23 protein-coding genes are annotated in these 26,056 nt (G+C 65.2%); 12 read left to right on the top strand and 11 right to left on the bottom strand.

The features are described from left to right. Positions 1–63: 63 nt before the first annotated feature. Positions 64–1,455 carry an oligosaccharide flippase family protein gene (locus tag AC2TZ7_RS15895; protein ID WP_489864968.1) on the bottom strand — a complete coding sequence of 464 codons (1,392 nt, stop codon included), beginning with the start codon at positions 1,453–1,455 and terminating at the stop codon, positions 64–66. Between the two features lie 198 nt (positions 1,456–1,653). Here AC2TZ7_RS15895 and AC2TZ7_RS15890 point away from each other — a divergent pair, with 198 nt between their 5' ends. The 5 genes from AC2TZ7_RS15890 (at position 1,654) to AC2TZ7_RS15870 (ending at position 8,590) form a co-directional block, all read left to right on the top strand. After that, the gene (locus AC2TZ7_RS15890; RefSeq protein WP_489864967.1) at positions 1,654–2,892 is read left to right on the top strand and encodes a Coenzyme F420 hydrogenase/dehydrogenase, beta subunit C-terminal domain; all 1,239 of its coding nucleotides are present in this window, start codon (positions 1,654–1,656) and stop codon (positions 2,890–2,892) included. After that, positions 2,889–4,052 carry a polysaccharide pyruvyl transferase family protein gene (locus tag AC2TZ7_RS15885; RefSeq protein ID WP_489864966.1) on the top strand — a complete coding sequence of 388 codons (1,164 nt, stop codon included), beginning with the start codon at positions 2,889–2,891 and terminating at the stop codon, positions 4,050–4,052. Before AC2TZ7_RS15890 ends, AC2TZ7_RS15885 begins: the two co-directional genes overlap by 4 nt. Beyond that, positions 4,052–4,912: a glycosyltransferase family 2 protein gene (locus AC2TZ7_RS15880; RefSeq protein ID WP_489864965.1), complete on the top strand. Its 861-nt coding sequence runs from the start codon at positions 4,052–4,054 to the stop codon at positions 4,910–4,912. The genes AC2TZ7_RS15885 and AC2TZ7_RS15880 overlap by 1 nt, the downstream gene beginning before the upstream one ends. Positions 4,913–5,045: 133 nt before the next feature. Further along, positions 5,046–7,187: a right-handed parallel beta-helix repeat-containing protein gene (locus AC2TZ7_RS15875; RefSeq protein ID WP_489864964.1), complete on the top strand. Its 2,142-nt coding sequence runs from the start codon at positions 5,046–5,048 to the stop codon at positions 7,185–7,187. Next, positions 7,187–8,590, top strand: coding sequence for an O-antigen ligase family protein (locus tag AC2TZ7_RS15870; protein ID WP_489864963.1), 1,404 nt, complete (start codon positions 7,187–7,189; stop codon positions 8,588–8,590). Before AC2TZ7_RS15875 ends, AC2TZ7_RS15870 begins: the two co-directional genes overlap by 1 nt. Here AC2TZ7_RS15870 and AC2TZ7_RS15865 read toward each other — a convergent pair. From AC2TZ7_RS15865 to AC2TZ7_RS15855, 3 genes are all read right to left on the bottom strand, one after another. Further along, positions 8,587–9,570, bottom strand: coding sequence for a glycosyltransferase family 2 protein (locus tag AC2TZ7_RS15865; RefSeq protein ID WP_489864962.1), 984 nt, complete (start codon positions 9,568–9,570; stop codon positions 8,587–8,589). The two genes, AC2TZ7_RS15870 and AC2TZ7_RS15865, sit on opposite strands and share 4 nt — an antisense overlap. Before the next feature lie 11 nt (positions 9,571–9,581). Then, complete coding sequence (gene ilvN / locus AC2TZ7_RS15860) at positions 9,582–10,142, bottom strand: acetolactate synthase small subunit (RefSeq protein ID WP_075775634.1); 561 nt, start codon at positions 10,140–10,142, stop codon at positions 9,582–9,584. 86 nt (positions 10,143–10,228) lie between these two features. Further along, positions 10,229–11,974: an acetolactate synthase 3 large subunit gene (locus AC2TZ7_RS15855; RefSeq protein ID WP_489864961.1), complete on the bottom strand. Its 1,746-nt coding sequence runs from the start codon at positions 11,972–11,974 to the stop codon at positions 10,229–10,231. A 99-nt stretch (positions 11,975–12,073) separates the two neighbouring features. On the opposite strand from AC2TZ7_RS15855, the gene AC2TZ7_RS15850 reads away from it, so the two are divergent. From AC2TZ7_RS15850 to AC2TZ7_RS15830, 5 genes are all read left to right on the top strand, one after another. Further along, a complete protein-coding gene (locus AC2TZ7_RS15850) occupies positions 12,074–12,292 on the top strand; it encodes a hypothetical protein (RefSeq protein ID WP_134330847.1) in 219 nt (72 codons plus the stop codon). A gap of 230 nt (positions 12,293–12,522) precedes the next feature. Beyond that, the gene (locus AC2TZ7_RS15845) at positions 12,523–13,095 is read left to right on the top strand and encodes a TRAP transporter small permease subunit (RefSeq protein WP_098411500.1); all 573 of its coding nucleotides are present in this window, start codon (positions 12,523–12,525) and stop codon (positions 13,093–13,095) included. Then, positions 13,095–14,846, top strand: a complete 1,752-nt coding sequence (locus AC2TZ7_RS15840; RefSeq protein WP_489864960.1) for a TRAP transporter large permease — start codon at positions 13,095–13,097, stop codon at positions 14,844–14,846. Before AC2TZ7_RS15845 ends, AC2TZ7_RS15840 begins: the two co-directional genes overlap by 1 nt. Before the next feature lie 76 nt (positions 14,847–14,922). Further along, the gene (locus AC2TZ7_RS15835; RefSeq protein WP_098411498.1) at positions 14,923–15,093 is read left to right on the top strand and encodes a hypothetical protein; all 171 of its coding nucleotides are present in this window, start codon (positions 14,923–14,925) and stop codon (positions 15,091–15,093) included. A 99-nt stretch (positions 15,094–15,192) separates the two neighbouring features. After that, positions 15,193–15,360, top strand: a complete 168-nt coding sequence (locus AC2TZ7_RS15830; protein WP_158522199.1) for a hypothetical protein — start codon at positions 15,193–15,195, stop codon at positions 15,358–15,360. A 75-nt stretch (positions 15,361–15,435) separates the two neighbouring features. Here the strand turns inward: AC2TZ7_RS15830 and AC2TZ7_RS15825 are convergent, their stop codons facing one another. The 5 genes from AC2TZ7_RS15825 to AC2TZ7_RS15805 all read right to left on the bottom strand — a co-directional run bounded on the left by AC2TZ7_RS15825 (position 15,436) and on the right by AC2TZ7_RS15805 (position 20,193). Further along, complete coding sequence (locus tag AC2TZ7_RS15825; protein WP_098411497.1) at positions 15,436–16,548, bottom strand: TRAP transporter substrate-binding protein; 1,113 nt, start codon at positions 16,546–16,548, stop codon at positions 15,436–15,438. A gap of 292 nt (positions 16,549–16,840) precedes the next feature. Beyond that, complete coding sequence (locus AC2TZ7_RS15820) at positions 16,841–17,938, bottom strand: TRAP transporter substrate-binding protein (protein WP_098411496.1); 1,098 nt, start codon at positions 17,936–17,938, stop codon at positions 16,841–16,843. Between the two features lie 234 nt (positions 17,939–18,172). After that, positions 18,173–19,003, bottom strand: coding sequence for an arginyltransferase (locus AC2TZ7_RS15815; protein ID WP_098411495.1), 831 nt, complete (start codon positions 19,001–19,003; stop codon positions 18,173–18,175). A gap of 139 nt (positions 19,004–19,142) precedes the next feature. Continuing rightward, positions 19,143–19,598 (bottom strand): DUF2852 domain-containing protein, encoded by a 456-nt coding sequence (locus tag AC2TZ7_RS15810; protein ID WP_489864959.1) that lies wholly within the window; start codon positions 19,596–19,598, stop codon positions 19,143–19,145. A 127-nt stretch (positions 19,599–19,725) separates the two neighbouring features. After that, the gene (locus AC2TZ7_RS15805) at positions 19,726–20,193 is read right to left on the bottom strand and encodes a YbaK/EbsC family protein (RefSeq protein WP_489864958.1); all 468 of its coding nucleotides are present in this window, start codon (positions 20,191–20,193) and stop codon (positions 19,726–19,728) included. 121 nt (positions 20,194–20,314) lie between these two features. On the opposite strand from AC2TZ7_RS15805, the gene glnE reads away from it, so the two are divergent. Together glnE and AC2TZ7_RS15795 are read left to right on the top strand one after the other, a co-directional pair. Continuing rightward, positions 20,315–23,089 carry a bifunctional [glutamate--ammonia ligase]-adenylyl-L-tyrosine phosphorylase/[glutamate--ammonia-ligase] adenylyltransferase gene (glnE, locus tag AC2TZ7_RS15800; RefSeq protein WP_489864957.1) on the top strand — a complete coding sequence of 925 codons (2,775 nt, stop codon included), beginning with the start codon at positions 20,315–20,317 and terminating at the stop codon, positions 23,087–23,089. A gap of 15 nt (positions 23,090–23,104) precedes the next feature. Further along, complete coding sequence (locus AC2TZ7_RS15795; protein ID WP_489866827.1) at positions 23,105–23,371, top strand: hypothetical protein; 267 nt, start codon at positions 23,105–23,107, stop codon at positions 23,369–23,371. Positions 23,372–23,379: 8 nt separating this feature from the next. Here the strand turns inward: AC2TZ7_RS15795 and eda are convergent, their stop codons facing one another. Both eda and edd read right to left on the bottom strand, forming a co-directional pair. Continuing rightward, positions 23,380–24,021: a bifunctional 4-hydroxy-2-oxoglutarate aldolase/2-dehydro-3-deoxy-phosphogluconate aldolase gene (gene eda, locus AC2TZ7_RS15790; protein ID WP_075775624.1), complete on the bottom strand. Its 642-nt coding sequence runs from the start codon at positions 24,019–24,021 to the stop codon at positions 23,380–23,382. Positions 24,022–24,154: 133 nt separating this feature from the next. Then, a complete protein-coding gene (gene edd / locus AC2TZ7_RS15785; protein WP_489864956.1) occupies positions 24,155–25,960 on the bottom strand; it encodes a phosphogluconate dehydratase in 1,806 nt (601 codons plus the stop codon). Positions 25,961–26,056 lie beyond the last annotated feature (96 nt).

The raw sequence follows: 26,056 nt of genomic DNA, 5'->3' as shown, positions 1-26,056 counted from the left end.
CCCCTTGGTGTATGGCGCGCGTCTTGGGGGAGTATAGCACGAAAATCACGCACAGGCGTGGTCTTAGGCGGTGCTGGTTTGCGGACGTCCGAAATAGGCCCGCAGATGGGGCAGGGCGGCAAGTTGCACCGCGCTCAGGATCAGCGCGACCGGCCAGATCACCAGCGCGTCGGGCGCGGCAAGTGTGATCAGCGGGATCGCGATCAACACGAGCGCGGTCGTCAGCGCAGCGCGGCCAACCTGAGGCAGCGCCATGACCCGCGAGAGCCGCCAGAGCGCCACGCCAAGACCGATCGCCTCGCCCGCGACCCCGAGCCAGATCACCGGCACGACCGAACCGGTCTCGATCAGCGCCCAATAACTCAACGGGAGAACCGCGATCCGGGGCAGGTTCCCCCAAAAGCCGTTATCGGTCTGCCCCGCCGAGAGCGCGACCGTGCTCGGCCCGTTCTTGATCGCGCGGAGTGCGTTCATCAGCGCGAAGGGGATAAGGAGCGGCAGGAGGCTTGCATATTTCGCCCCCAGAAGGGCCGTGACGACGAGCGGTCCGATCAGGACCGTGCCCAGCAGCAGGATCGATCCGGTGAGAAACATCCCTTCGAAGGTCGCCCCGGCAAGCTGGCGATGCGCGAGGGCGTCCGCACGGCCATGCGCGGCCGAGAGCTTCGGCAAAAAGAGGTTCTGCACCGACTTCGCGCCGATCAGCGACGGCGTCAGCGTCAGCGTCATGCCCATCGCGAAGATCGCCAGCGCCTCCATCCCCGCCAGTCGCCCGACGATGATCTTGTCGCCCTGAAAGACCAGATACATCAGGGCCGCATTTGCCAGAAGCGGCGCGCCGAAACGCAGGTTCGCGCGCATCTCGGCGCGGTCGAGGCGCAGGCGATAGCGGCGCTCGGCCATCAGGTGCGAGACCAGAACGCCGAGGGCCGCGTGCAGCACGATCGCCCAAAGCGCCACCTGCCAGTCGTCGAAGAGGCGCGAGAGCGGCCAGATCGCGATCAGCGCGGCCAGTGCGGGCAGGGCGCCCGTCAGCAGCATCGGGCGATAGTGGCCCCTGCGCTGGGCGCGGTGGATGTCGAAATGCTGCGCCGCCGTCAGGAGCGGCACCAGCGCGAGCCAGCGATAGGCCGGTGCGGCCTCTGGGATCGCGAGGAAGTCGGCGATCGGTCCGGCCAGCACGAACAGCGCCGCCGCCGCGATTACGCCACGCAGCAGTTGGAAACCTTGCAGTGCCGCCTGAAACGCGGGGTCGTCGCCGCGTTTCGACTGCACGATCTGATGCTGCAGCCCCAGCGTCGAGCCCATCTCGATCACTGCCATCACCATCGCGAAGGTCGCGGCCACGCCGTAATCGGCGACCGGGATCAGCCGCGCGATCGCGAGGTTGCGCGCGAGCATCAGCGCCGAGGTGGCGGCGTTCCCGCTGAGGATGAGGATCGCGGTGCGAAGCATGTACTGTCCGATATGGCGCGGGGTTTGGCCGCCCGCGCATGTTTTGCGCCCATAATCCCGCCCGAGGGGCCGTCGGGTCAAGCGCGCTGTGGCGGCTGTGGCTTGACGGCCACGTCACGCGCGGCGAGCGACCCAGCCAAGCCTTGCCAGATTCATGGCTTTGCTGTTCAACTCCTTGAAAAACCAGATCGGCCGAGCATGACCCATCACAGCCCCATTTCGACGCCTTCGAGCGATGCGCTCGCCCATGTCGCGGCGGGCGATCTCTGCGCGGGCTGCGGGCTGTGCGCCGGGGTCGCGCCGGATGAGATCGCGATGGCGCCCGATGCGCGCGGCTTCCTGCGCCCGGTGCAAAGCGCCGAGATCAGCGCCCGTGCGGAGACCGCCATTGCCGCGTGCTGCCCGGGCTTGGGCCAGAGCGCGCAGCGCGTCGCGCCCGGAGAGGAGCCGCTCTGGGGGCGGTTCATGGAGATGAAAGCTGGCCATGCCACCGACGCGGACCTGCGCCATGCGGGGGGCTCGGGCGGGGCGCTCTCGGCGCTGGCGCTGCATCTGCTGCAATCGGGCCGCGTCGACGCCATAGCCCAGATCGAGCCCGACCCGGACAACCCGATCGGCAACCGGATGCGGCTGAGCACCACGCGCGACGAGGTTCTGGGGGCGGCGGGCTCGCGCTATGCGCCCTCGGCCCCGCTGGCCGATCTGTCGGCGCTGATCGCGGACGGGCGGCGCTTCGCGGTGATCGGCAAGCCTTGCGATGCGGTGGCTTTGCGGGCGCTGGTGGCGCGCGACCCGAAACTCGCGCGGACATTCCCGGTGATCCTGTCCTTCTTCTGCGCGGGCGTTCCCAGCGCGGAGGGCGCGCGGGAATTGCTGGCGGAGATGGGCGCGCCCGAGGACCAACTGGCGGGCCTGCGCTATCGTGGCAATGGCTGGCCGGGCAAGACGGTGGCCGCGCTGCACGATGGCTCCACCCGCGAGACGAGCTATCACGCGGCCTGGGGCGGGGTGCTCTCGCGCCACGTCCAGCATCGCTGCAAGATTTGCGCCGATGGTACCGGCGTGGCCGCCGATCTGGTCTGCGCCGATGCGTGGGAGGCCGACGATGCGGGCTATCCGCTGTTCGAGGAGGCGCCGGGGCGTAGCCTGATCGTGGCGCGCACGCGGCTCGGCGCGGAAATTCTGAGAGAGGCCGAGGCGGCGGAGGCGGTCGAAACCGCGCCCTTCGATGTGGCTGACCTCGCCGCGATCCAGCCCGGTCAGCGCGAACGCCGCCGCGCCCTGTTCGCGCGTCTCGCGGCGCTCAAACTGATGGCCCGCCCGATCCCGCGCTACGAGGGGATGAACCTGCGCGCCTGCGCATTGCAAAACCCGGTCACGCGGAACCTGCGCAATTTCGCGGGCACGATGCGCCGCGTGTTGCGGGGCCGAAAATGAGCCGCACGCTGCGCGTCTGCCTGATCTTCCACTCGACGCGCTCGGACAATCTTGGCGTCGGTGCGCTGACCGTGTCGGAGATCGCCCTGCTGCGCGATCTTGCCGCCAAAGCGGGGCGCGAGATCGCGATCACCGTGCTCGACTGGAAGGACCGGCGCGCGCCCTATGTGGCAGGCGACGACTTGCGACTGATCGAGGTAGATGGCGCGTTTCTGAAATCTCCCAATGGGTTGTGGGCCGAAGTTAAGGCGGCCGATCTGGTGATCGACATTGGCGGCGGCGACAGTTTCGCGGACATCTACGGGGCCTCGCGGCTGGTGAAGATGTTCTGGATGAAGTTCGCGACCCATCTCGCGGGCACGCCTTTGGTGGTCGCGCCGCAGACCGTGGGACCCTTCACCAAAGGCTGGTCGAAGCGGCTGGCGCGGATGAGCCTCAACCGTTCGGCTCTGGTGGCGGTGCGCGACGAACGCTCCCGCGCGGCGCTGGACGATCTGGGCTATCGCGGCGTGCCGGTTCTGGCCTCCGATCTGGCGCTGCGGCTGCCCTATGACCCGCCCGCGCCGCGCGACGCTGGTCCGGTGCGCGTCGGCGTCAATGTCTCGGGGCTGTTGATGGCGGGGGGCTATCACGGGAGCAATGATTTCGGGATGGCGCTGGATTATCCCGCGCTGATCGCGCGCGCGATCGACTGGTTCAAGGGGCAGGGGGGCGAGGTCCATCTGGTGCCGCATGTGATCGTGCCCGAAGGCCCGATGGTGATCGAGGACGACCTGCGCGCCTGTGAGGCGCTGGCGGCCGAGCATGGCGTGATCTGCGCACCTGCCTTCGCAAGCCCGTCCGAGGCGAAGTGCTATATCGCGGGGCTCGATTTCTTCACCGGGGCGCGGATGCATGCCTGTATCGCGGCATTTTCCGCGGGCGTCGCGGTGGTGCCGCTCGCCTATAGCCGCAAATTCGCGGGGCTGTTCGGCGCGCTGGGATATGACCACACGGTCGATGCGACCAAGGCGGATGCGGATGCGGTGATGGCGGCGCTGGAGCAAGGGTTCGTCCATCGCGACGGGCTTGCGGCAGAGGCGAAGGCGGCGCTGGCGCGCGGGATCGACCGGCTTGCGGCTTACGACGCGGCGCTGCTCGAGTTTATGGAGGCGCTGTGATGGCCGAGGCCGCGATCATTATCCCGCATTTCAACGACGTCACGCGGCTCATGCGCTGCCTCGAGACGCTTGCGCCGCAGCTTGACGCGCGTTGCGAGCTGCTGGTGGTCGACAACGGCTCGACCGATGATCTGGCCCCCGTCCGCGCGGCCTATCCCGACCTGCGGATCGTGACCGAGACCAAGAAGGGCGCGGCAGAGGCCCGCAATCGCGGTGTGGCGGAGACGACGGCGGCGCGGCTGTTCTTCATCGACAGCGACTGCGTGGCCGACCCGGACTGGATCGCGACCGCCTTCGCCGTGGCCGGGCAGGGCGATCTGGTCGGCGGGCATGTCTTCGTGTTCGACGAGACCCCGCCGCCGCGTTCCGGTGCGGAGGCGTTCGAGACCGTCTTCGCCTTCGATTTTCGCCGCTATATCGAGGAAAAAGGGTTCTCCGGCACCGGCAACCTGCTGACCCGGCGCGATGTCTATGAGGCGACGGGGCCTTTCATCGCCGGGCTGTCGGAGGATCTCGACTGGTGCCGCCGGGCGACCGCGAAGGGCTATTCTCTGATCTATGCCGACGGGCTGCGTGTGGGCCATCCGTCACGGCAGGACTGGGCGGCGCTGTCGCGCAAATGGCGGCGGCTGACCGAAGAAGGCTTCGGCGTGAATGGATCAAACCTGCCCGCGCGGCTGCGCTGGGGGGCGAAGGCGCTCTTGATGCCCGTCTCGATCCTCGCACATCTGCCCAAGGTGCTGCGCCACCCAGAGCTGCGCGACGCGACCGAGCGGTGGCGCGCCGTGGCGACGCTCGCGAGACTGCGGCTCGTGCGGATGGGCTGGATGCTGTGGCAGGCGGTTTTCGGGCGGCTTTAGCGGCGCGAAGGCCACAATGGCGATGTGCAAAGTTTCATCTGGGTTAAAGCGCTTGCCGCATCGATCTTCCTCACGCTAGCGTGACGGCAAGATATCAGAGCCGCAAAAAGCGGCCCGGAACAGGCAGGCAGCGATGGAGCAGATCGCATTCACCACGAGGCATGCAGCCCGCGTCGGACGGCGTGGGCTTCTGGCCGTCGGTCTTCTCGTGCTCGGGGCGTGGCCCGCACTGGCGCGCGACTGGCAGGTCTCGGATACGGCCGGGCTGGCGCGGATCGGGGTGAAACTGGCGCCGGGCGACACGGTTCTGATCGCGCCGGGCGACTATGACGCGCTCGATCTGCGGGGGCTGACGGGGCGCGAGGACGCGCCGATCACCTTCCGCTCCGCCGATCCGGACAACCGGGCGGTGATCGCGCAGATGAACCTGCGGGAAGTCAGCCATGTCGTGATCGAGGCCGTGATCTTCGATTACCGTTACACCGAGGGCGACCGGTCCAATATCCGCCCGTTTCAGGTCTTCACCACCCGCGATCTGACGATCCGCAACGCGCTGTTCGATGGAGACCTCGCTCCCGCCGATCCCGAGCTGATCGAGCAGGGCCCGCTGCCCACCGCCTTTGGCCTCGCCGTGCGCGCCTCGACCGGGATCACGGTCGAGCGCTCCGAGTTTCGTCGCTTTTACCGTGGCGCGATCTTCACCGACTGCACCGATCTGGTGGTGGTCGCCAACGACATCCATGACATGCGGATGGACGGGCTGAACTTCGCCCAGATCGAACGCGCAGAGATCGCAAACAACCACATTCACGATTTCCGCCGTGCCGTCGCCTCGGGCGATCATGCCGACATGATCCAGTTCTGGACCGCCGGCACCGAACGGCCCAGCCGCGACATCGCGATCACGAACAACCTGCTCAATTCCGGCGAGGGCGGTTTTACCCAGTCGATCCTGATGCGCAACGAGCTGGTCGATCGTGGCAAGGCGGGCGCGGAGATGTTCTACCGCAATGTCGAGATCAGCGGGAACGTCATCATCAACGCCCATCTGCACGGGATCACGGTGGGCGAGGCGGAGGGCGTGAAGATCGCCAACAACACGCTCATCCATGACGTCTATTCCGAGGGCGAGAAACGCGATCCGGTTCTCTGGATCCCGCAGATCCGCGTGGCGCGCGACGCCCGCGCCGTCGAGATCGCCCGCAATGCGGTGAGCGAGATCGCAGGCCCGGCGGGACAGCCCGACTGGAAGCTCCGCGACAACCTGCTGATTCAGGACATCACGCCGCAGCGGGCGAGCTATTACGACCAGCTCTTCGTCGCCGCGCGCACCGGTGCGCCGCGTGAGATCATGAATTACGCCTATCTTCCGGGTGGGGCCTTGGCCGGGAGCGGGATCGGCGCGCCGATGCTCGATATTCTCGGCGGTCCGGATGCGCTCCAGCCGGTCATGCGGTTCGCGCGCAGCGAAGGCGGCGGCACGACGCTGCAATTCGACGCGCGCGAGAGTGTGCTGCCCGAGGGGGTGGACCCTGCCGAGGTCGCCTATCGCTGGGGGATCGACGGGCAGACCAGCCTCGACGGCGCGCAGGTGCCGGTGGGTTTCCGCATGCCGGGGCGGCACAAGGTGACGCTTTCGCTGACGCTGCCCGACGGGCGGAGCGCGCAGAGCAGCGGCTATGTCATGGTCCGCGACGACCGTATTCTCAGCTATGACCCCGAACTGGGCCGTCTGATCTCGCATGCCGGGGCGCAGCCGGAGGCGCTCGACTCGATCCCGCTCAGCCCCGGCGCGCTGGAATTCGGGTTGGGCGGCGGCGCCGTGGTGATCCCGCGCGAGATGGTCGCGCCGCTCTACGGCGCAGATCGCTTCGCGCTGCATATGAAGCTGCGCGCGGTGGGCGATTACAAATCCGCCGGAGAGCTGTTGCGCCTGCATCAGTCGCTGATCGTGCGGGTGACCGGGCGCGGCACGTTCGAGGTCGAGTTCTGGCCCGAGAGCGGGCAGCGGCTGTTCCTGCGCACCAAGCGCGTGCCGATCTATGACGGCAAGTGGCACGACATCACCTTCCGCTACGCCGCGGAAGACAGCCTTTTCGAGGTGCTTTCGGGCGAGGAGGTGATCGGCAAGGGCACCGTGTCTGGGCGGCTCAAGCCGATGGAATATTGGGGCCTCGCGCTGGGCAATCCCTTCGGCAAGGGCAGCTTCCACGGCGAGCTTGAGGCGTTTGATCTGACCGCGAGCCGCCCGGCGGTGAGCGGGGCGATGCGCTGATGCGCGCCGGGGCGATTGGCAGTGCCACGCCGCAACGTGCGCGCCCGACAAGCCGCGCGGGCGGGCGAAATCGTATCGCAGAGACCGCCGCGCTCGCGACGGCGAAACTGCCGTGGCCGGTCTTGCTGTTCGTGCTGTCGATCCTGCTGCCCTTCAAGTTCAACCTCGGCCCGCTTGCGATCACCGGAAGCCGCCTCGTGCTGATGGCCTTCATCCTGCCCGCCTTCGCGCGGGTCTTTAGCGGGCGGGCGGGGCGGATACTGCCGGTCGATTGGCTGTTCCTGTTCCATGCGCTGTGGCTGTCGGTCGCGCTGGCGGTGAACAACCCCGACCGGGTGATCCAGCAGGCGGGGTCGGTCGGGCTGGAGGTTCTGGGCGGCTACCTGATCGGGCGCGCCTATATCCGCTCGCGCGAGGATTTCGCGGCGCTCGGGAAGGTGCTGATCTGGTCGGTGCTGCTCCTGACGCCCTTCTCGCTTTATGAGACGAAGACCGGCACGACCCTGATCCCGACGCTGATCGACAAGCTGCCGGGGATGGGCACGATCACCTACAACTTTCAGGAGCCGCGCCTGGGGCTGGAGCGCGTGCAGGGCCCCTTCGCGCATCCGATCCATTTCGGGCTCTATTGCTCGGTCGTCTTCGCCTTTGCCTTCGTGGCCTTCGACGGGATCAAGTCGCTCGGCTGGCGGGTGGTGGCGAGCGGGCTGATCCTGCTCAACGGCTTTCTCGCGCTGTCCTCGGGGGCGCTTCTGTCGCTGTTGCTGCAGCTGGGGCTGATCGGCTGGTACATCACTTTCGTGCGGATCGAATGGCGCTGGTGGCTGCTGACGGGACTTTTCGCCTTCGCCTATGTCACGGTCGATCTGCTGTCGAACCGCTCGCCGATCATGGTGTTTCTCAGCTACGCGACCTTCTCGGCCCATACCGCCTATTGGCGCACGATCATCTTCGACTGGGGGCTGAAGAATGTCTGGGCCAACCCGATCTTCGGCATCGGCCTGAATGACTGGGTGCGGCCGTGGTACATGTATTCCGGCTCGATGGATAATTTCTGGCTGGTGATGGCGGTGCGCTATGGCATCCCCGGCTTCCTGCTGGTCACGAGCGGCTATGTCTGGGGGCTGTTCAAGGTGATGTTCCGCGATTTCAGCGGCGATACGCGGATGCAGAATTTCCGTCGCTCCTGGGTGTTCACCTTCGCGGGGATGACCTTCACGCTCTGCACGGTCTATGTCTGGGAGTCGATCTACGCCTTCACCTTCTTCCTGTTCGGCGCGGGCATGTGGATGCTGACCGAGGCGGTGAAGGCGCGGGTCGATGAATCCGAGGATGCGGCACGGCCTGAGGCGCGCGGCACCAGCTACACGCGGTTTGCGCAGACGCATCGCCGGCGCGATTAACGCCCGATTTTCGCGCGGGCGTCCGGGCTGAGCGCGGCCAGCACCGCTCCGGGCGGGGCCATCCCGAAGAAACCCCGCAAGAGCGCTGCCGCTTCCGCCCCATGTCCTTGCGCGCGCAGTTGCGCGGCTTTCGCCAGCGACCATGCCGCACCGCCGATCAGCCCGGCGGGGAAATGGCGGCGCAGGAACATCGCCCGTGCGCGATGCTTGAAATATTGCGAAAATGGCGAGGCGACCGAGCCCATACGCTGCGAGCCGATCGCCGTGCCCGCGACATGATGAACGACCGCGCCTTCGCAATAGGAGATCGGCAGATCGCCCCGGCGCAGCGCCCAGTCGACCTCTTCGTAATAGAGGAAATAGTCCTCGGTCATCGGTCCCGCGCGCTCGAGATGGGCGCGGGTGGCGACAAGGCTCGCGCCGGTGACGAAGTCGATGCGCGACGGGTCCGGGGCAGGGCTGTCGGCGGGGGCGAACTGGTTGAGGTTATGGGTGATCCCGGTGCGCCGGTCGATCACCCCGCCATCGATCTGGATCGTGTCGGGCGCGTCACCATAGACCACCCGATGCGCGATCATCGCGGCACCTCGCGGTCCGGGATCGTGGGTGGCGAGAAGCGCCGGCGTCTCGGGTGGCACCACGCAATCGGGGTTGAGCAGCCAGAACCGGTCGAGCGCGGGATTGGCCGCGAGCCGCGCCAGCCCCAGATTGACGCCTGCAGCAAACCCGCCATTGGCCCCGGCCTCGATGAGCGCGATGCCTTCCTGACCCGCCTCCGCAGCCCCCATCAGATCGGGGACAGCCGCGCGGGTCACCTCGACCGTGTCGTCGGGCGAGGCATTGTCGACCACCACCATATGCAGCGCCACGCCGGTCGCTGCCCGCAGCGAGGCGAGGCAGGCCGCGATCACGTCCGAGGACCGATAGGTGACGATGACGACACCCAGAGCAGGGCCGGTGGCGGGATGCGGCACGGCCATGTCGCTCGGGCTCAGGCCCCGCGCGAGAGGGCGGCGACCCCGGTGCGGGCCACTTCGGCCAGACCCAGCGGGCGCATCAGATCGGCGAACGCGTCGATCTTCTCCGGCGTGCCGGTGATCTCGAAGACAAAGCTCTCCAGCGTCGAGTCGACCACATTGGCGCGGAAAATCTCGGCCAGACGCAGCGCCTCGATACGCTTGTCACCGGTGCCTGCGACCTTGATCAGCGCCAGTTCGCGCTCGACCGGGTAGCCCTCGACGGTGAGGTCCTTCACCTCGTGAACCGGCACGATCCGACCCAGCTGCGCCTTGATCTGGTCGATCACGTTCTCGGTGCCGCGGGTGACGACGGTGATCCGGCTGCGGTGACCCTTATGATCCACCTCGGCGACGGTCAGGCTGTCGATATTGTAGCCCCGCCCCGAGAACAGCCCGATCACACGGGCCAGAACGCCCGCCTCGTTGTCGACGATCACGGCGAGCGTATGGCTGCGCTCAATCTGGTCGTGGCTGTCGCGCAGGTCGTAAGCGGAATGGCTCGAGGAGCCTTTCTTGATCTTCAGAGCGGCCATTGCCTCTCTCCTTTTCCTAGTTCGGACCTGATCTTCGGCTTGGTCCAAATATCCCGGGGGTCCGGGGGCAGCGCCCCCGGCGTCGCTCACACCAGCGCGGCGCCTTCCTTGAAGACATCGGCATCGGCCGCCAGCAGCATCTCGTTATGCGGCTTGCCGGACGGGATCATCGGGAAGCAGTTCTCGTGCTTCTCCACGAGGCAGTCGAACAGCACCGGGCCGTCATGCTTGATCATCTCCATGATCGCATCGTCGAGATCGGCGGGGTCGGAGACCTGCATCCCCTTCCAGCCGAAGCTCTCGGCGAGCTTCACGAAATCGGGCAGGCTTTCGGACCAGCTATGCGAGTAGCGCTCGCCATGCAGCAGTTCCTGCCACTGGCGGACCATTCCCAGACGCTCGTTGTTGAGGATGAACTGCTTCACCGGCACGCGGAACTGGGTCGCGGTGCCCATCTCCTGCATGTTCATCAGCCAGCTCGCTTCGCCCGCCACGTTGATCACGAGGCTTTCGGGATGGGCGATCTGCACGCCGATCGAGGCCGGGAAGCCGTAGCCCATCGTGCCCAAGCCCCCGGAGGTCATCCAGCGGTTCGGATCCTCGAAGCCGAGGAACTGCGCGGCCCACATCTGGTGCTGACCCACCTCGGTGGTGATGTAGCGATCCATGCCCTTGGTCAGCTCTTCGAGACGCTGCAGCGCATATTGCGGTTTGATGGTCTTTTCCGAGTTGGTGTAGGCGAGGCAGTTCACCTTCTTCCACTCGTCGATCTTCTTCCACCATTTCTCGATCGCGGGTTTGTTTACCTTGCGCCCGCGGGCCTTCCAGACCTTGAGCACGTCTTCGAGCACATGGCCGATATCGCCGAGGATCGGCAGGTCGACGGCGATGATCTTGTTGATCGAGGAGGCGTCGATATCGACATGCACCTTGGTCGATTTCGGCGAGAAGTCCGCCACGCGGCCGGTGATCCGGTCGTCGAAGCGCGCGCCGAGGTTGATCATCAGGTCGCAGCCATGCATCGCGAGGTTGGCTTCATAAAGCCCGTGCATCCCGAGCATCCCGAGCCAGTTCTTGCCCGAGGCGGGGTAGGCGCCCAGACCCATCAGGGTCGAGGTGATCGGGAAGCCGGTGGCGTCGACCAGTTCGCGCATCAGCTGGCTCGCGGCGGGGCCCGAGTTGATCACGCCGCCGCCGGTGTAGAAGACCGGCTTCTCGGCGGTTTCGATCAGTTCGACCAGCTTGGTGATCGCGTCGAGATCGCCTTTCACCTGCGGCTGGTAATGGTCGACCCGCGCGGCTTTCGGCTCGGTATAGGTGGCGACCGCGAATTGCACATCCTTGGGCGTGTCGATCAGCACCGGGCCGGGGCGGCCCGAGGTCGCCACGTGGAAGGCCTGATGGATCGTCTCGGAGAGTTTCGCGGGGTCCTTCACCAGCCAGTTATGCTTGGTGCAGGGCCGCGTGATGCCCACCGTGTCGGCCTCCTGGAAACCGTCGGTGCCCACGAGGAAGGTCGGCACCTGACCCGACAGCACGATCAGCGGGATCGAGTCCATCAGCGCATCGGTCAGCCCGGTCACCGCATTGGTCGCGCCCGGGCCGGAGGTCACCAGCGCCACGCCCGGCTTGCCGGTCGAGCGCGCATAGCCTTCGGCCATGTGGATCGCGGCCTGCTCGTGGCGGACGAGGATGTGACGGATGTCGTTTTGCTGGAAAATCTCGTCATAGATCGGAAGGACCGCGCCGCCCGGATAGCCGAAAATTACCTCGACCCCGTGATCCTTCAGCGCCTGAACCACCATCTTCGCGCCGGTCATCTGCCGTGCCATATGCTCACTCCATCCTTGCGCGAGGGCCACGCCGCCCGCCGCTACCTGTCAAGCATCCACCTGTCCAAGAAAAAGCCCCCGGCTTTGAGGCGGGGGCGCATGGGAACCTTCATGGTTGTACCGTTACCGGCCCATGCGCTTGGCTCCTACGACGACAAGAAGAATCGCATCCATTGCGGATCCCTTTCGGACTGCTTTGCGCGGACATTAGGATCGGGCGTTGGGGGCGTCAATGCCCAAACGCTGAATAAAATGTCGCGGGCGGCGGAATTTCCTTCCCGATTGTTGCGCGCCGCGACCTGTGAGTCGCAACTTTGAGAAACCGAAAGAGGCGATCGAGGCGATTGCCGCAGGGGAAGTCGCGGGAAGTTGATCATATTGACGCTTGGTCAGTCTCCAGAACGGCCCCGAAGACCGCGTTTTCTGCCCGATCTGGTCAAGTGAACAGACCAAATGAAGCCTTAATTGCTTGACCTTTGTTGCCCGCTCGGCCAATCACGGGCAAAGCCTCGCGCAGGCTTTCGGGACAAAATTAGGGAGGAAGTGAGATGGGCGCTTTGCTGGCCCTTTCACGCGCGATCGACCGGATAAACGAGACCATCGGCAAGGCGGTGTCGTGGCTTATTCTGGTGTCGGTCCTCGTGAGTGCGACCAACGCCATTGTACGCAAAGCCTTCGACATGTCGTCGAACGCTTGGCTGGAACTGCAATGGTATCTTTTCGGCGCGGCGTTTCTGGGCGCTGCCGCTTACACGCTCAAGCAAAACGAGCATATCCGCATCGACATCATCTATGGTGCGTTCTCGCGGAAAGTGCAGCACTGGATCGATCTGCTCGGGCATATCTTCTTCCTGATGCCGTTCGTCGTGCTGATGCTGTTCAAGCTGACGCCCTTTGTGATGATCTCGATCCGCTCGGGCGAGATGTCGACGAACTCGGGCGGTCTGATCCTGTGGCCGGCCAAGATCCTGCTGCTGATCGGTTTCTGGCAGCTGTTCTTCCAAGGCGTGTCCGAGATCATCAAGAAGATCGGCGTGATGCGTGGGTTGATCGACGATCCCCATGCCGACAGCGCGGGCCATCACGGCCATGATCCCATCGCCGAAGAGGAGGGTCTGTAATGCTCGAGCTTATCGCTCAGAACATGGCCCCGATCATGTTCATCTCGCTGATCGTCTTCCTGCTGATCGGCTATCCTGCGGCCTTCGCGCTTGCGGCCAACGGTCTTTTGTTCTTCGTCATCGGCGTTGAACTGTCGGGTTACTCCGGCGGGACGATCAATCTTGACTGGCCGTTGTTGAATGCGATGCCGCAACGGTTCTACGGGGTCTTGTCGAACGAGACCTTACTTGCGATTCCATTCTTCACATTCATGGGCATCGTGCTCGAGAAATCGGGCATGGCCGAGGATCTCCTCGACACGATCGGCCAGCTGTTCGGCCCGGTGCGCGGCGGTCTCGCCTATGCGGTGATCATCGTGGGCGCGCTTCTGGCGGCGACCACGGGCGTCGTTGCGGCCTCGGTGATCGCGATGGGCCTGATCTCGCTGCCGATCATGTTGCGCTACGGCTATGATCGGAAGGTGGCCACAGGTGTCATTGCGGCGTCAGGGACACTGGCGCAGATCATCCCGCCGTCGCTCGTGCTGATCGTTCTGGCTGACCAGCTGGGCGTTTCGGTGGGCGACATGTACAAGGGCGCGCTGATCCCTGGTATGGTGCTGACCGGCATCTATCTCAGCTATGTGCTCGTGATGTCGATCATCAAGCCGAAGTCGATGCCGGCTCTGCCGAAAGAGGCGCGTACGCTGGGGGCCGGCGTGATGTCGCTCCTGGTGGCGCTGGCCGGTGCGGTCGCGATCTTCATCTTCGCCGAGAAGTATTTCGAGGCGAGCGGGTCGAGCGTCAACAACTCCGAGATCCTCGCAGCCGGTGTGGCCGTGATCGCGATCTATATCGTGGCGTTGCTGGACAAGGCGCTGAAAACCAACCTGATGAGCCGTCTGGCCCAGCAGGTGGTGATCGTGCTGATCCCGCCGCTGGCGCTGATCTTCCTCGTGCTGGGCACGATCTTCCTCGGCGTCGCGACGCCCACCGAAGGCGGCGCAATGGGCGCGGTCGGCGCGCTGGTGCTGTCGGCGGTGAAGAAGCGTCTGACCTTCCCCGTCGTGCGCGATGCGCTGGCGGCGACGACGCGCCTGTCGGCCTTCGTGCTGTTCATCCTTCTGGGCGCGCGGGTCTTCTCGCTCACCTTCTACGGGGTGAACGGGCAGGTCTGGGTCGAGCATCTGCTGACCTCGCTTCCGGGTGGCCAGTTGGGCTTCCTGATCGTGGTGTCGTTCCTGGTGTTCTTCCTCGCCTTCTTCCTCGATTTCTTCGAGCTGGCCTTCATCATCGTGCCGCTTCTGGCGCCTGCAGCGCAGGCGCTGGGGATCGATCTGATCTGGTTCGGGGTGATCCTGGGCGTGAACATGCAGACCTCGTTCATGCACCCGCCATTCGGCTTCGCGCTGTTCTACCTGCGCTCGGTCGCGGCCAAGGTGCCGTATATCGACAAGGTCACCGGCAAGAAGATGGAGCCGGTGAAGACCTCGCAGATCTACTGGGGCGCTATTCCCTTCGTGTTCATCCAGGTTGCGATGATTGCCATCGTGATCGCCTTCCCGGCCATGGTGATGCACTACAAGGGGCCGCAGGTGGATCTGAAGGATGTCGAGATCAAGCTGCCGCAAATGCCGGGCATGGGCGATGGGGGCGGCCTCGGTGGCCTGCCGTCGCTGGCGCCTCTGGGTGGCTCGACCTCTGGCGGGTCGGGCTCGGGAAGTGCGGCTCCGGGCGGGCTGCCCCCGCTTCCCACACCGGGCAGCAACTGATCGACCGGAAAATGAAAGATCGGGGCGGCCTTCAGGGGCCGCCCCTTTTTTATAGAGAGAGAGTGGAGGGCGAGGGATGCGGTATCCTCTTTTCGTTATCGTCGGGGTTTCGTTGCTTGCGCTGGCGGGCTGCGGCGAGACCAAGGAACAGCGCGCGGCGACGGGCGGCGTGGCCGGTCTCGTGGTGGCGGGACCTGTCGGAGCGGTCGTCGGAGCCGGGCTGGGCGTCGTGACGCGCAAGAATTGACGGCCAGCTATTCGCGGTACTTGGGAACCGCATCGGGCGTTTCGGCGTCTTGTCCTTGGGGAAGCCGCGCGTTGCGGCTGCTATCGAAAGGACGAGAAGATGCGAATTGCGACGATCTTGATGGCGGGCGGCCTGCTGGTTTCGCTCGCGGCATGTGGTGACAACGCGACCGAACGTGCAGCCACCGGCGGTGTCGGCGGCCTCGTGGTTGCAGGGCCGGTTGGTGCCGTGGCCGGTGCCACGGTTGGCGCCGCCACGACGAAGTAAGATTTGTGACCAGACCAATAGAAAAGGCCCCGGGGCGCGAACCCCGGGGCCTTCTCAATTCATACGAGACGCGGCTCAGAGCTTCAGGTTGCCCGCAGCCTGCTGACGCATCATGAAGTAGTCGAAGTTGAACTCCGACAGCTGCCACCAGCCATAGGCGTCGTTGCGGAATGCGAACTGGCTGTCGTAGATCTTCTTGAACGCTGCGTTCGAGCTGTTGATCTCGGCATAGACTTCGTTCGCCGCGTTGAAGCAGGCTTCCAGGATTTCCTGGCTGAACGGACGCAGCTGCGCGCCTTGGCCCAGCAGCTTCTTCAGCGCGCTCGGGTTCTTGTAGTCATAGGACGCCATCATGTCCGAGTTCGCCGCCTGCGTCGCCGCCGTCAGCGCAACCTTGTAGGCCTCGGGCAGTTGCTCATAGGCGTTCTTGTTGAACATGGCGTGCAGACAGGCGCCGCCTTCCCACCAGCCGGGGTAGTAGTAGTACGGCGCGACTTTGTAGAAGCCGAGCTTCTCGTCATCGTACGGGCCGACCCATTCGGTGGCGTCGATCGTGCCTTTCTCGAGCGACGGGTAGATGTCGCCACCCGCGATCTGCTGCGGCACCACACCGAGCTTCTCGACGACCTTGCCGCCGAAGCCACCGATGCGCATTTTCACGCCCTTCATGTCTTCGACGGTGTTGATTTCCTTGCGGAACCAGCCACCCATCTGGGCGCCGGTGTTGCCGCAGGGGAAAGCCGTGATGTTGTAGTTCGAATAGAACTCGTTCATCAGGTCGTTGCCGCCGCCATAGTAGAACCAGGCGTTCTGCATACGCATGTTCAGGCCGAACGGCACTGCGGTCGCGAAGGCGAAGGTCGGATCTTTACCCCAGTAGTAGTAGGAGGCGGTGTGGCAGGCCTCGACGGTGCCGTTTGACACCGAGTCCATCGCCTGCAGGCCGGGGACGATTTCGCCTGCCGCGAAGACCTGAATGTTGAATTTCCCGTCGGTCATGCCCTTGACGTAGTTCGCCATCGTCTCGGCGGCGCCGTAGATCGTGTCGAGCGATTTCGGGAAGGACGAGGTCAAGCGCCACGTCACGGTAGGGGTTTCTTGCGCGATAGCCGGTGCGGCGAGTGCGCTACCAGCAGCTGCGGCTGCCCCGCCAAGCGCACCTTTGCGCAGGAAAGAACGACGATCCATATGGTATCCTCCCAAGTCGTGGATGTCTGTCAATTTTTCTGACCACACCGCTCCATTTATTGCGTTCCCTCCGGTGTGGGCATTGCGGTCACAATACTTGACCGGTTCCACGTGTAAACCGGCCTGCAAGTAATTTTATGTCGCATATGGTCACAGTTTCGAAAGCTTGCTGCAGCACAGCAATGCGAGCGCAGAATTTCTTCGATACATCTCCCGCCATTGAGGCAAAGAAAAAGCCCCGACGCGCAGGGCGCCGGGGCTTCGGTTCTCTGGCTTGACCAGTTTGGGCGGCTTACAGCTCGCCTTTGTTGGCTTCGCTCATCATGAAGTAGTCGTAGTTGAACTCGGCCAGCTGTTCCCAGGTGAACCAGTCCTTGCGGAAGTCCTTGATCGAACCCCAGATCTTCGCGAATTCCGGGTTGTTCGCTTCCATTTCCGAATAGACCTCGTTGGCTGCCTTGAAGCAGGCCTGCATGATCTCGGGGGAGAAAGCGCGCAGCTGGGTGCCGTTGGCGACCAGCGTCTTGAGCGCCTTCGGGTTCTTCATGTCGTATTTCTGCAGCATGTCCGCATCGGCCGCCTGCGAGGCGGTGTGCAGGAGCTGCTGGTACTGTTTCGGCAGGCTTTCCATCTTCTCTTTCGAGAACATGAAGTGGACCGTCGGGCCACCTTCCCACCAGCCGGGGTAGTAGTAGTAGGGCGCGACTTTGTAGAAGCCGAGCTTCTCGTCGTCATAGGGGCCGACCCATTCGGTCGCGTCGATCGTGCCTTTTTCGAGCGCGGGGTAGATGTCGCCGCCGGCGATCTGCTGCGGCACGAGGCCGAGCTTTTCCATCACCTTGCCCGCGAAGCCGCCGACACGCATCTTGAGACCCTTGAGGTCTTCGACCGTCGAGATCTCCTTGCGGAACCAGCCGCCCATCTGTGCGCCGGTGTTGCCGCCCGGCAGACCGTAGAGGCCCTGCTTGCCGAGGAACTCGTTATAGAGCTCGATGCCGCCGCCGTGGTAGTGCCATGCGTTCATGCCGCGCGCGTTGAGCGAGAAGGGCACCGCTGCGCCGAGCGCCCAGGTCGGGTCTTTGCCCCAGAAGTAGTAGCCGACGGTGTGGCAGGCTTCGACCGTGCCGTTCATCACCGCGTCGGCGACCTGAAGGCCGGGGACGATCTCGCCAGCGGCGAAGACTTGAATCTTGAAGTTGCCGTCCGAGGCTTCCTCGACCATCTTCGACATCACTTCCGCGCCGCCATAGATCGTGTCGAGCGACTTGGGGAAGGACGAGGCGAGGCGCCAGGTGATCTGCGGGTTGCTTTGTGCGATCGCGGGCGCTGCCAGCGTGCTCGCGGCCGCGCTACCCAGCGCGGCTTTCGTCAGAAACGAACGACGGTCCATTTAGGAACCTCCCATAGTTACTCCGGTTCGCGAGGCGAGGCCTCGCTGCCCACCTCGTATCCTCCGTGGTGGGGCTGCGGGGACCGTTTCACTGCGGGCCGGGAGTGTCCAGAGATCACGGGCCCGTAATCGCCGGAAGTCACGGAATAGTTTTGAAAAAATGAGTTGACAGAGGGCGCCTGCCGAGCGGTTGAGCAACTGCCTGCAAGAGCGGCGCCCGCAGCTAGGCGTGGCTCAACTATTGCGTGTGTCGGGGAGTTGAATCCGGGCGACCTGTTCGGCGATCGGCGGCACCGAAAGCGGGTGAGTCTCGGTCTCGTGCCTGGCCGGGTCGCCGATATCGGTCCATTGACCGCCCTTGTAGATCTCGAGCGCGGAGAAGTTCGCCTTGTAGTTCATCTTCGGCGAGCCGGGCACCCAATATCCCAGATAGACATAGGGCAGGCCCACACGTTTCGCGATCTCGACATGGTCGAGGATCAGGTAGGTCCCGAGGGAGTCGCGGATCCGCTCGGGCTCGTAGAAGGAATAGACCATCGACAGCCCGTCATCGAGCACATCGGTCAGGCAGGTCGCGATCAGGGCGCGCATGCTGTCGGGCGTGGCGGCGGTCTCGCGATATTCGATCACGCGCGACTTCACGGGCGTCTCCTCGATCATCGCGGCGAATTCGAAGATGTCCATGTCAGCCATGCCGCCATCGGCGTGGCGCGCATCGAGATAGCGGCGGAACAGAGCGAATTGCTCCTCGGTCGCCCAGGGAGAGGTCGCGGTGCGCCGCAGGTCGCCGTTCTTCTTCATCACTCGGCGCTGCGATTTCGACGATTTGAAATCGGCGACCCGGATGCGGGCCGACAGGCAGGCGGTGCAATCTGCGCAGGAAGGCCGATACAGCACATTCTGCGAGCGCCGGAAGCCTTGCCGTGACAGGGCGTTGTTGAGCTTCTCGGCGGTGTCCCCCTGCAATGCGGTGAACAATTTCCGTTCCGACCTGCCGTCGAGATAGGGGCAGGGCTGCGGCGCGGTTACATAGAACTGCGGGGCAAGCGGAAGCGAATGGCGCATGAATAGCCTCGTCGGGGAGGGGTCGAGGCAGGCTAGCAAAGGAGTGCGCACCCGCCAAGTGTTTCATGTTGATGACATAGAAAGCGCCCCGGTTAGGTCAACCGGAGCGCTCAAATCATGTCTCAAACTGTCTATATGGTTAGGCTTTCGCCTCTTCGGAGCTGTCCTCCGACTGAGCCGCTTCCTTGGCGCGCTCTTCCATGTACTGGTCGAACTCTGCCTTGTCGCGGGCTTCGCGCAGACGGCCGAGGAACTCTTCGAATTCCTGCTGTTCGCGCTGCAGCCGCTCGAGCGTGTCGGACTTGTAGGCGTCGAACGCGGCGTTGCCGGTCGAGCGCGAGACATGGACATTGGTGTTGCCGCAGCAGCCGAAGCTCCGCTTGTGCACCGCCTGTCCCGTGCGCCAGCGACGCCCGAAGCGGCCGGTGAACAGGATGAAAGCGAGAATGACGAGGCCGAGGGGGCCTGCGAAAATGAAACCGGCCACCATCAGCGCGATCCAGGCGCCGGGGCCGTTCCCATCCATCCAGTTAACGGCGCGGGTAAACCAGTTACCAACCGCGACGGGCATGGAGTTGGTGGAATAGGCGGACATTTGAACCTCCGGGTTGAGCATGTGAATTCCTTTCACATACCCAAGATCGGAAGTCTGGTCGGTTCTTGCAAGAGGGTATGTAAATGTTTTTTACATTTTTCGCGCAAGCCACCGGATTCGCTTTGTTTTATTCGGTGAAATCGGCCTGTTTCGCGCCGCTGATCCGTTCCAGATCGGCCGGGGAGATGGCGAAAACATGCCGTGGCGTGCCCGCTGCGGCCCAAACGGTGTCGAAATCGAACAGCCGGGGGTCGAGAAACGCCGTCACCGGGCCGACATGGCCAAGGGGCGCGACGCCGCCGATCGCAAAGCCCGTCTCCGCCCGGATCAGCGCCGCATCGGCCTTGCCCAAGGGCTGGCCCGCGACGGCGTTTGCCTTCTCGGCGCTCACCCGTTTGCCGCCTGCGGTGATGAACAGCACGACATGGCCGCTGTCTTCGCCGCGAAAGATGATGGATTTGGCGATCTGGTCGACCTCGCAGCCCACCGCCTGCGCGGCCATCTCGGCGGTGCGGGCCTCGCCCGGCTCGGTGATCTCGAAGGGCACGCCTGCGGCTTCGAGGGCGGCACGGACGCGTTTGAGGGATTTGCTCATGGCGAGGCTCCGGAGGTCTGAGGTCGGGCGCGGGCGCGCCGGTGCGGGTGTAGTTATGGCCAGATGTCGCGTGACAGCAATCCCCATTGACCGGCCCGCTTGGCGGCGTAAGCATGGCGCCATGCCGTTTGCCTCGCGTCTCACCCGTTCGCCCCTGCCTTTCGAGCGCGACCGCGCCGCCGAAGCCGAAGATCTGTTCTCCGACCTTGCGCCGGAGTTGCGCGAATTGCTCGGGGGTACGGCAGGTTGCAGCCCTTATCTCAAAGGCCTGATGGAGAAAGAGGCCGAGTGGCTGCGCCCCGCGATTTCGGGCAATCCCGAAGCGGCGCTGGCTGAGGAATTCGCGCGGATCACGCCCGTCAGCCTCGCCGATCTGCCGAGCGAATTGCGTCGGGCGAAGCGTCGCGTTGCGCTGCTGGCCGGGTTGGCCGATCTCGGTGGCGTCTGGTGTCTCGAAGAGGTGACCGGCGCCTTGACGCGGCTTGCCGATATTGCGGTCGATCTCGCGATGAAGCGGCTGGTGGCCGAGGAAATCCGCCGCGGCAAGATCCCCGGGGCGACCAATGAGGATACAGAGAGCGCCGCCGGGATGGTCGCGCTCGCGATGGGCAAGATGGGCGCGCGGGAGCTGAACTACTCCTCCGATATCGACCTGATCTGCCTGTTCGACGAAAGCCGCTACGATCCCGACGATGCGATGGAGGCGCGCAGCGCGCTGATCCGGGCCACGCGAAAGATGGCGGCGATGCTCAACGATCGCACCGCCGAGGGCTATGTCTTTCGCACCGATCTGCGGCTGCGCCCCGATGCCGCCGTCACGCCGGTCTGTATCTCGATGGGCGCGGCGGAGCTTTATTACGAGGCCGAGGGCCGGACATGGGAGCGCGCGGCCTATATCAAGGCGCGGCCCTGCGCGGGCGATATCGCGGCGGGCGAGCAGTTCCTCGAACGGCTGCGGCCCTTCGTCTGGCGCAAGCATCTCGATTTCGCGGCCATTCAGGACGCCCATGACATGCGCCTGCGCATCCGCGAGCATAAGGGGCTGCACGGCCCGATCGAGGTGGCGGGCCACAATATCAAGCTCGGCCAAGGCGGTATCCGCGAGATCGAGTTCTTCACCCAGACCCGGCAATTGATCGCAGGCGGGCGCGACGAGAGCCTGCGCGACCGGACCACCGTGGGCGGGCTGCGCGCGCTCGCGGCGAAGACTTGGGTGCCAGAGGACGTGGCAGAAGAGTTGATCGATCATTACCGCGAGCATCGCGAAATCGAACACCGTCTGCAGATGGTGGGCGACGCCCAGACCCAGATCCTGCCCGGTAATGAAGAGGGGCTCGCGCGGATCGCCGCGATGATGGGCGAGGGGGATGTGGCACGCTGGCGCGACCGGCTGCGCGACCGGCTGGAGCGGGTCGAAGGGCTGACGAATGATTTCTTCGCCCCCGATGCCGCCGCCGAGCGTCCCGACCTGAGCGAAGCCGCGCGCGAGATCGTCGAGGGCTGGACGGGCTATCCGGCGCTGCGATCCGAACGGGCGCGCGCGATCTTCAAGCGGCTGGAGCCGGAACTGCTCGACCGGATGCGCCGCGCCGCGAATATGGAGGAGGCGCTGACCCAGTTCGACGGCTTCCTCAAGGGGCTGCCCGCCGGGGTGCAGTTGTTCTCTCTCTTCGAGGCCAATCCTCAGCTCGTCGATCTGATCGTCGACATCTGCGCCACGGCGCCGGGGCTGGCGAGTTACCTGTCGCGCAATGCCGGGGTGCTGGACGCGGTTCTGGGCGGCTCGTTCTTCGCGCCTTGGCCGGGCAAACCGGCGCTGGAGGCCGATCTTGCGCGGCTGCTGGAGCGGGCGGGCGACTACGAGGCCGCGTTGATCGCGGCGCGGCGCTGGGCGAAGGAATGGAAGTTCCGCGTAGGCGTTCACCACCTGCGCGGTCTCGTCGATGCGTCCGAGGCCGCAGGCCAATATGCCGATGTGGCGGGCGCGGTTCTGGGCGCGCTCTGGCCAGCCGTGCAGGGCGAATTCGCGCGCCGCTACGGGCCGTGCCCCGGCAAGGGCGCGGTGGTTCTGGGGATGGGCAGCCTCGGTGCGGAACGCCTGAACGCGCAGTCCGATCTCGATCTGATCGTGATCTACGATGCGGACGGGCAGGAGTTTTCCGAAGGCAAGAAGCCCATCGCCTCAAGGGCTTACTACGCGAAGCTCACGCAGGCCCTGATCACCGCGCTCAGCGCGCCGATGCCGGAGGGGATGCTCTACGAGGTCGATATGCGGCTGCGGCCTTCGGGGCGGCAAGGGCCTGTGGCGACCTCGGTGCAAAGCTTCGAAAGCTACCAGATGGAGGAGGCCTGGACCTGGGAGCATCTGGCGCTGACCCGGGCGCGGCCCGTCGCGGGATGCGCCGATCTGGCCGACCGGGTCGAGGCGATCCGCCTGAAGGTTCTGGAGGCGAAAGGCGGCGGAGACGCGGTACTCCACGAACTGGCGCAGATGCGCGCCCGGATCTTCGCGGCCAAGGCCCCCGATGGCGATTGGGAGGCGAAGGTCGGTCCCGGACGGCTGCAGGATATCGAGCTTCTGGCGCAAAGCTTCGCGCTCCGTGCGGGCGTCCCGGCGCGCAAGGTCGAGGCGCAACTGCGCGCAGGACCGCGCGGCGGGTTCGTGACGCGTGAGGAGGGCGAGCAGCTCGCCACCGCCTATCGCTTCTTGTGGCGGTTGCAGGCAGGCGGGCGCTTGCTGAGCGAAAAACGTCTGGATATGGCGGCGATCGGGGAGGGCGGCCGCGCTTTCCTGTTGCGCGAGACGGGGCTGGATGATCTCGATGCTCTGGCGGCGCGTCTGAACCAGGTCACGACCGAGACGGCCGCCATCGTGGATAGGGCTCTGGAGGGCTGAATGGCGCGTAAACTGATGGAATTGAGCGAGGCGGACCCGAAAGGGCTGATCCGCGAGAGCTTCAAGATCGACGGGATCAGCACGGAAGAATGCCGCTCGATCTTCATGGATTGGGCGCTGAGCCTCGGGCCGGGGATGGATGCGAGCGAAGCGATGCGCACCGTGCTCGTGGCCTATCAAGCGCCGCCCGAGCACCCGATGACCCGGGTGCTCGAAGAGGGTCTGACCCGCGAGAGCGCCCCGCCGATGCGGCGCGGCGGCTGGCGGGCGCGCCGTCCCTAGCAGGGTGGTTAGCGCGGCAGCGCCGCCGCCTCGCGCGCAAGCGCTTCGATCCCGGCCCAGTCGCCCGATTGCACCATCGCATCGGGCGCGACCCAGGAGCCGCCTGCGCAAAGAACGTTGGGCAGGCTCAGGTAATCATTGGCGTTTTTCATGCTGACGCCGCCCGTCGGGCAGAAGCTGACCTGCGGGATCGGGGCGCCGATTGCCTTCAGCGCAGGCGCGCCGCCCGAGGCTTCCGCCGGGAAGAACTTCAGCACGTCATAGCCCATCTCCAGAAGCTTCATCACTTCCGACGCGGTGGCGGCACCGGGCAGAAGCGGCAGGCCTTCATCTTCGCAGGCTTTCACCAGCGTTTCGGTCGCGCCGGGCGAGACGCCGAATTTCGCGCCCGCGGCTTTCGCGGCTTTCACATCGGCCGGGGTCAGCAGCGTGCCCGCGCCGACCACGCCGCCTTCGACATCGGCCATCGCACGGATAGCGTCGAGCGCGCAGGGCGTGCGCAGGGTCACTTCCAGCGCGGGCAGGCCGCCCGCGACGAGCGCCTTGGCCAGAGGGGCGGCATGGGCCACATCCTTCACCACGATCACCGGCACGATCGGGGCCAGTTCGCAGATTTTGCGGGCGGATGCGGATTGTTCGCTAGGGGTCATCGGATCACTCCAGTCTGGGCCGCCCGCGCGGGCGGAGAGGGCAGGACGCTCCGCGGGGGATATTTATCGCCAAGCCGAAAGCAGAACCCTGTCTTCGCCTTGGTACAAATATCCCCGCCGGAGGCAAGAAAACTCACAGCACCACGGAGGCGCCTTTGGTGGACGGGCCGACATGGGTGCGGAAGGCGCCGAACAGCTCGCGGCCGAGGCCGTACTGGTTGCCGCTGAGGTCGGGTACGACCGGCGTGCGGCTCTCGAAACCTTCGGTCAGGCAGGTCAGCTCGCCGGTGGTCGCGTCGAGCCGTACAATATCGCCGTCCTGCAGCTTCGCAAGCGGTCCGCCATCCGCGGCCTCGGGCGAGACATGGATCGCCGCCGGAACCTTGCCCGAGGCGCCCGACATCCGGCCATCGGTGACCAGCGCCACTTTCAGCCCGCGATCTTGCAGCACTGCGAGGGTCGGGGTCAGCGAGTGCAGCTCCGGCATCCCGTTCGCTTTCGGCCCCTGGAAGCGCACGACAACGATCGTGTCGGAGGTGAACTCGCCCGCCTTGAAGGCGTCCTTCACCTCGTGCTGTTCCTTGAAGACGCGCACCGGGGCTTCGATGATGTGACGCTCGGGCTTGACGGCGGAGACCTTGATCACGCCGCGCCCGAGATTGCCTTCGAGCTGCTTCAGGCCCCCCGTTTTCTGGAACGGATCGGCGGGCTTGCGCAGGATTTTCTCGTTCTGGCTTTCGGGATCGGCCTCTTCCCAGATCAGCCCGTTCTCGGTGATCTTCGGCTCCTGCGTGTAGCGGGTCAGCCCGTCGCCTGCGACGGTCTTCGCATCCTCGTGCAGCAGGCCCGCGCCGAGCAGGTGGCGGATCATGAATTGCAGACCGCCCGCCGCGTGGAAGTGGTTCACGTCGGCGAGCCCGTTCGGATAGACCTTCGCCATCAGCGGCACGACCGACGAAATCTCGTCGAAATCTTCGAGATCGAGCACGATCCCGGCAGCGCGCGCCATCGCGGGCAGGTGCAGAATGTGGTTGGTCGAGCCGCCCGTGGCCATCAGCCCCACGAGGCCGTTCACGAAGGCTTTCTCGTCGAGCACTTCCGAGGCCGGGCGGTAGTCGTTGCCAAGCGCAGTGATCTCGGCGGCGCGTTTCGCGCCTGCGACCGTCAGCGCCTCGCGCAGCGGCGTGTCCGGGTTCACGAAGGACGCGCCCGGAAGGTGCAGCCCCATGAACTCCATCAGCATCTGGTTGGTGTTCGCAGTGCCGTAGAATGTGCAGGTGCCGGGGCCGTGATAGGAGGCCATCTCGGCCTCCATCAGCGCGTCGCGGCCAACTTCGCCCGCGGCGAATTGCTGGCGGACCTTGGCTTTCTCGTCATTGGGCAGGCCCGAGGTCATCGGCCCGGCGGGAATGAAGATCGCCGGGATATGGCCGAAGGTCGCCGCCGCCATGATCAGGCCGGGCACGATCTTGTCGCAAACGCCCATGTAGAGCGCCGCGTCGAAGGTGTTGTGGCTCAGCGAGACCGCTGCCGCCATCGCGATCACGTCGCGCGAAAAGAGCGACAGGTCCATCCCCGGCTGGCCCTGTGTGACGCCGTCGCACATCGCGGGCACGCCGCCTGCGACCTGCGCAGTGGCGCCGACTTCGCGCAGCGCGGCCTTGATCGTCTGCGGGAAGGTCTCGAAAGGCTGATGCGCCGAGAGCATGTCGTTATAGGCCGTCACGATGCCCACATTCGGCGCGCGCTCCGCCGCGAGCGCGTCTTTGTCCTCGCCCATGGCCGCATAGGCGTGGGCCTGATTGCCGCAGCTGAGATGCGCGCGGGCGGGGCCTGCATCGGCAGCCGCCTGCATCCGGGCAAGATAGTCGCCGCGCGGGCCTTCGGAGCGGGCGCGGATTCGGTCGGTCACACGGGCGATTGTGGCATCGAGGGTCATCGGCGGGGCCTTTCCTTGCTATGCATCTGATGCGGAACATGCAGCCCTTGCGGGCCGCTCGCGCAGCGGGCGCGGATCGCGGTCGCCTCTTCGCTA

The sequence above is a fragment of the Thioclava sp. ISO4 genome, from assembly GCF_058105145.1.
Note: the sequence above shows the minus strand (reverse complement) of the source record. Positions and strands in the feature narration are given on the sequence as shown.

Coding starts and splice junctions, on each gene's coding strand:
- AC2TZ7_RS15845 (WP_098411500.1), top strand. CDS start 12,523: ATGGGCGCTTTGCTGGCCCTTTCACGCGCGATCGACCGGATAAACGAG.
- AC2TZ7_RS15795 (WP_489866827.1), top strand. CDS start 23,105: ATGGAATTGAGCGAGGCGGACCCGAAAGGGCTGATCCGCGAGAGCTTC.
- AC2TZ7_RS15835 (WP_098411498.1), top strand. CDS start 14,923: ATGCGGTATCCTCTTTTCGTTATCGTCGGGGTTTCGTTGCTTGCGCTG.
- AC2TZ7_RS15875 (WP_489864964.1), top strand. CDS start 5,046: ATGGAGCAGATCGCATTCACCACGAGGCATGCAGCCCGCGTCGGACGG.
- AC2TZ7_RS15885 (WP_489864966.1), top strand. CDS start 2,889: ATGAGCCGCACGCTGCGCGTCTGCCTGATCTTCCACTCGACGCGCTCG.
- AC2TZ7_RS15880 (WP_489864965.1), top strand. CDS start 4,052: ATGGCCGAGGCCGCGATCATTATCCCGCATTTCAACGACGTCACGCGG.
- AC2TZ7_RS15865 (WP_489864962.1), bottom strand. CDS start 9,570: ATGGCCGTGCCGCATCCCGCCACCGGCCCTGCTCTGGGTGTCGTCATC.
- edd (WP_489864956.1), bottom strand. CDS start 25,960: ATGACCCTCGATGCCACAATCGCCCGTGTGACCGACCGAATCCGCGCC.
- AC2TZ7_RS15840 (WP_489864960.1), top strand. CDS start 13,095: ATGCTCGAGCTTATCGCTCAGAACATGGCCCCGATCATGTTCATCTCG.
- AC2TZ7_RS15895 (WP_489864968.1), bottom strand. CDS start 1,455: ATGCTTCGCACCGCGATCCTCATCCTCAGCGGGAACGCCGCCACCTCG.
- AC2TZ7_RS15855 (WP_489864961.1), bottom strand. CDS start 11,974: ATGGCACGGCAGATGACCGGCGCGAAGATGGTGGTTCAGGCGCTGAAG.
- AC2TZ7_RS15850 (WP_134330847.1), top strand. CDS start 12,074: ATGGGAACCTTCATGGTTGTACCGTTACCGGCCCATGCGCTTGGCTCC.
- AC2TZ7_RS15815 (WP_098411495.1), bottom strand. CDS start 19,003: ATGCGCCATTCGCTTCCGCTTGCCCCGCAGTTCTATGTAACCGCGCCG.
- AC2TZ7_RS15820 (WP_098411496.1), bottom strand. CDS start 17,938: ATGGACCGTCGTTCGTTTCTGACGAAAGCCGCGCTGGGTAGCGCGGCC.
- AC2TZ7_RS15870 (WP_489864963.1), top strand. CDS start 7,187: ATGCGCGCCGGGGCGATTGGCAGTGCCACGCCGCAACGTGCGCGCCCG.
- glnE (WP_489864957.1), top strand. CDS start 20,315: ATGCCGTTTGCCTCGCGTCTCACCCGTTCGCCCCTGCCTTTCGAGCGC.
- AC2TZ7_RS15805 (WP_489864958.1), bottom strand. CDS start 20,193: ATGAGCAAATCCCTCAAACGCGTCCGTGCCGCCCTCGAAGCCGCAGGC.
- eda (WP_075775624.1), bottom strand. CDS start 24,021: ATGACCCCTAGCGAACAATCCGCATCCGCCCGCAAAATCTGCGAACTG.
- AC2TZ7_RS15890 (WP_489864967.1), top strand. CDS start 1,654: ATGACCCATCACAGCCCCATTTCGACGCCTTCGAGCGATGCGCTCGCC.
- ilvN (WP_075775634.1), bottom strand. CDS start 10,142: ATGGCCGCTCTGAAGATCAAGAAAGGCTCCTCGAGCCATTCCGCTTAC.
- AC2TZ7_RS15810 (WP_489864959.1), bottom strand. CDS start 19,598: ATGTCCGCCTATTCCACCAACTCCATGCCCGTCGCGGTTGGTAACTGG.
- AC2TZ7_RS15830 (WP_158522199.1), top strand. CDS start 15,193: ATGCGAATTGCGACGATCTTGATGGCGGGCGGCCTGCTGGTTTCGCTC.
- AC2TZ7_RS15825 (WP_098411497.1), bottom strand. CDS start 16,548: ATGGATCGTCGTTCTTTCCTGCGCAAAGGTGCGCTTGGCGGGGCAGCC.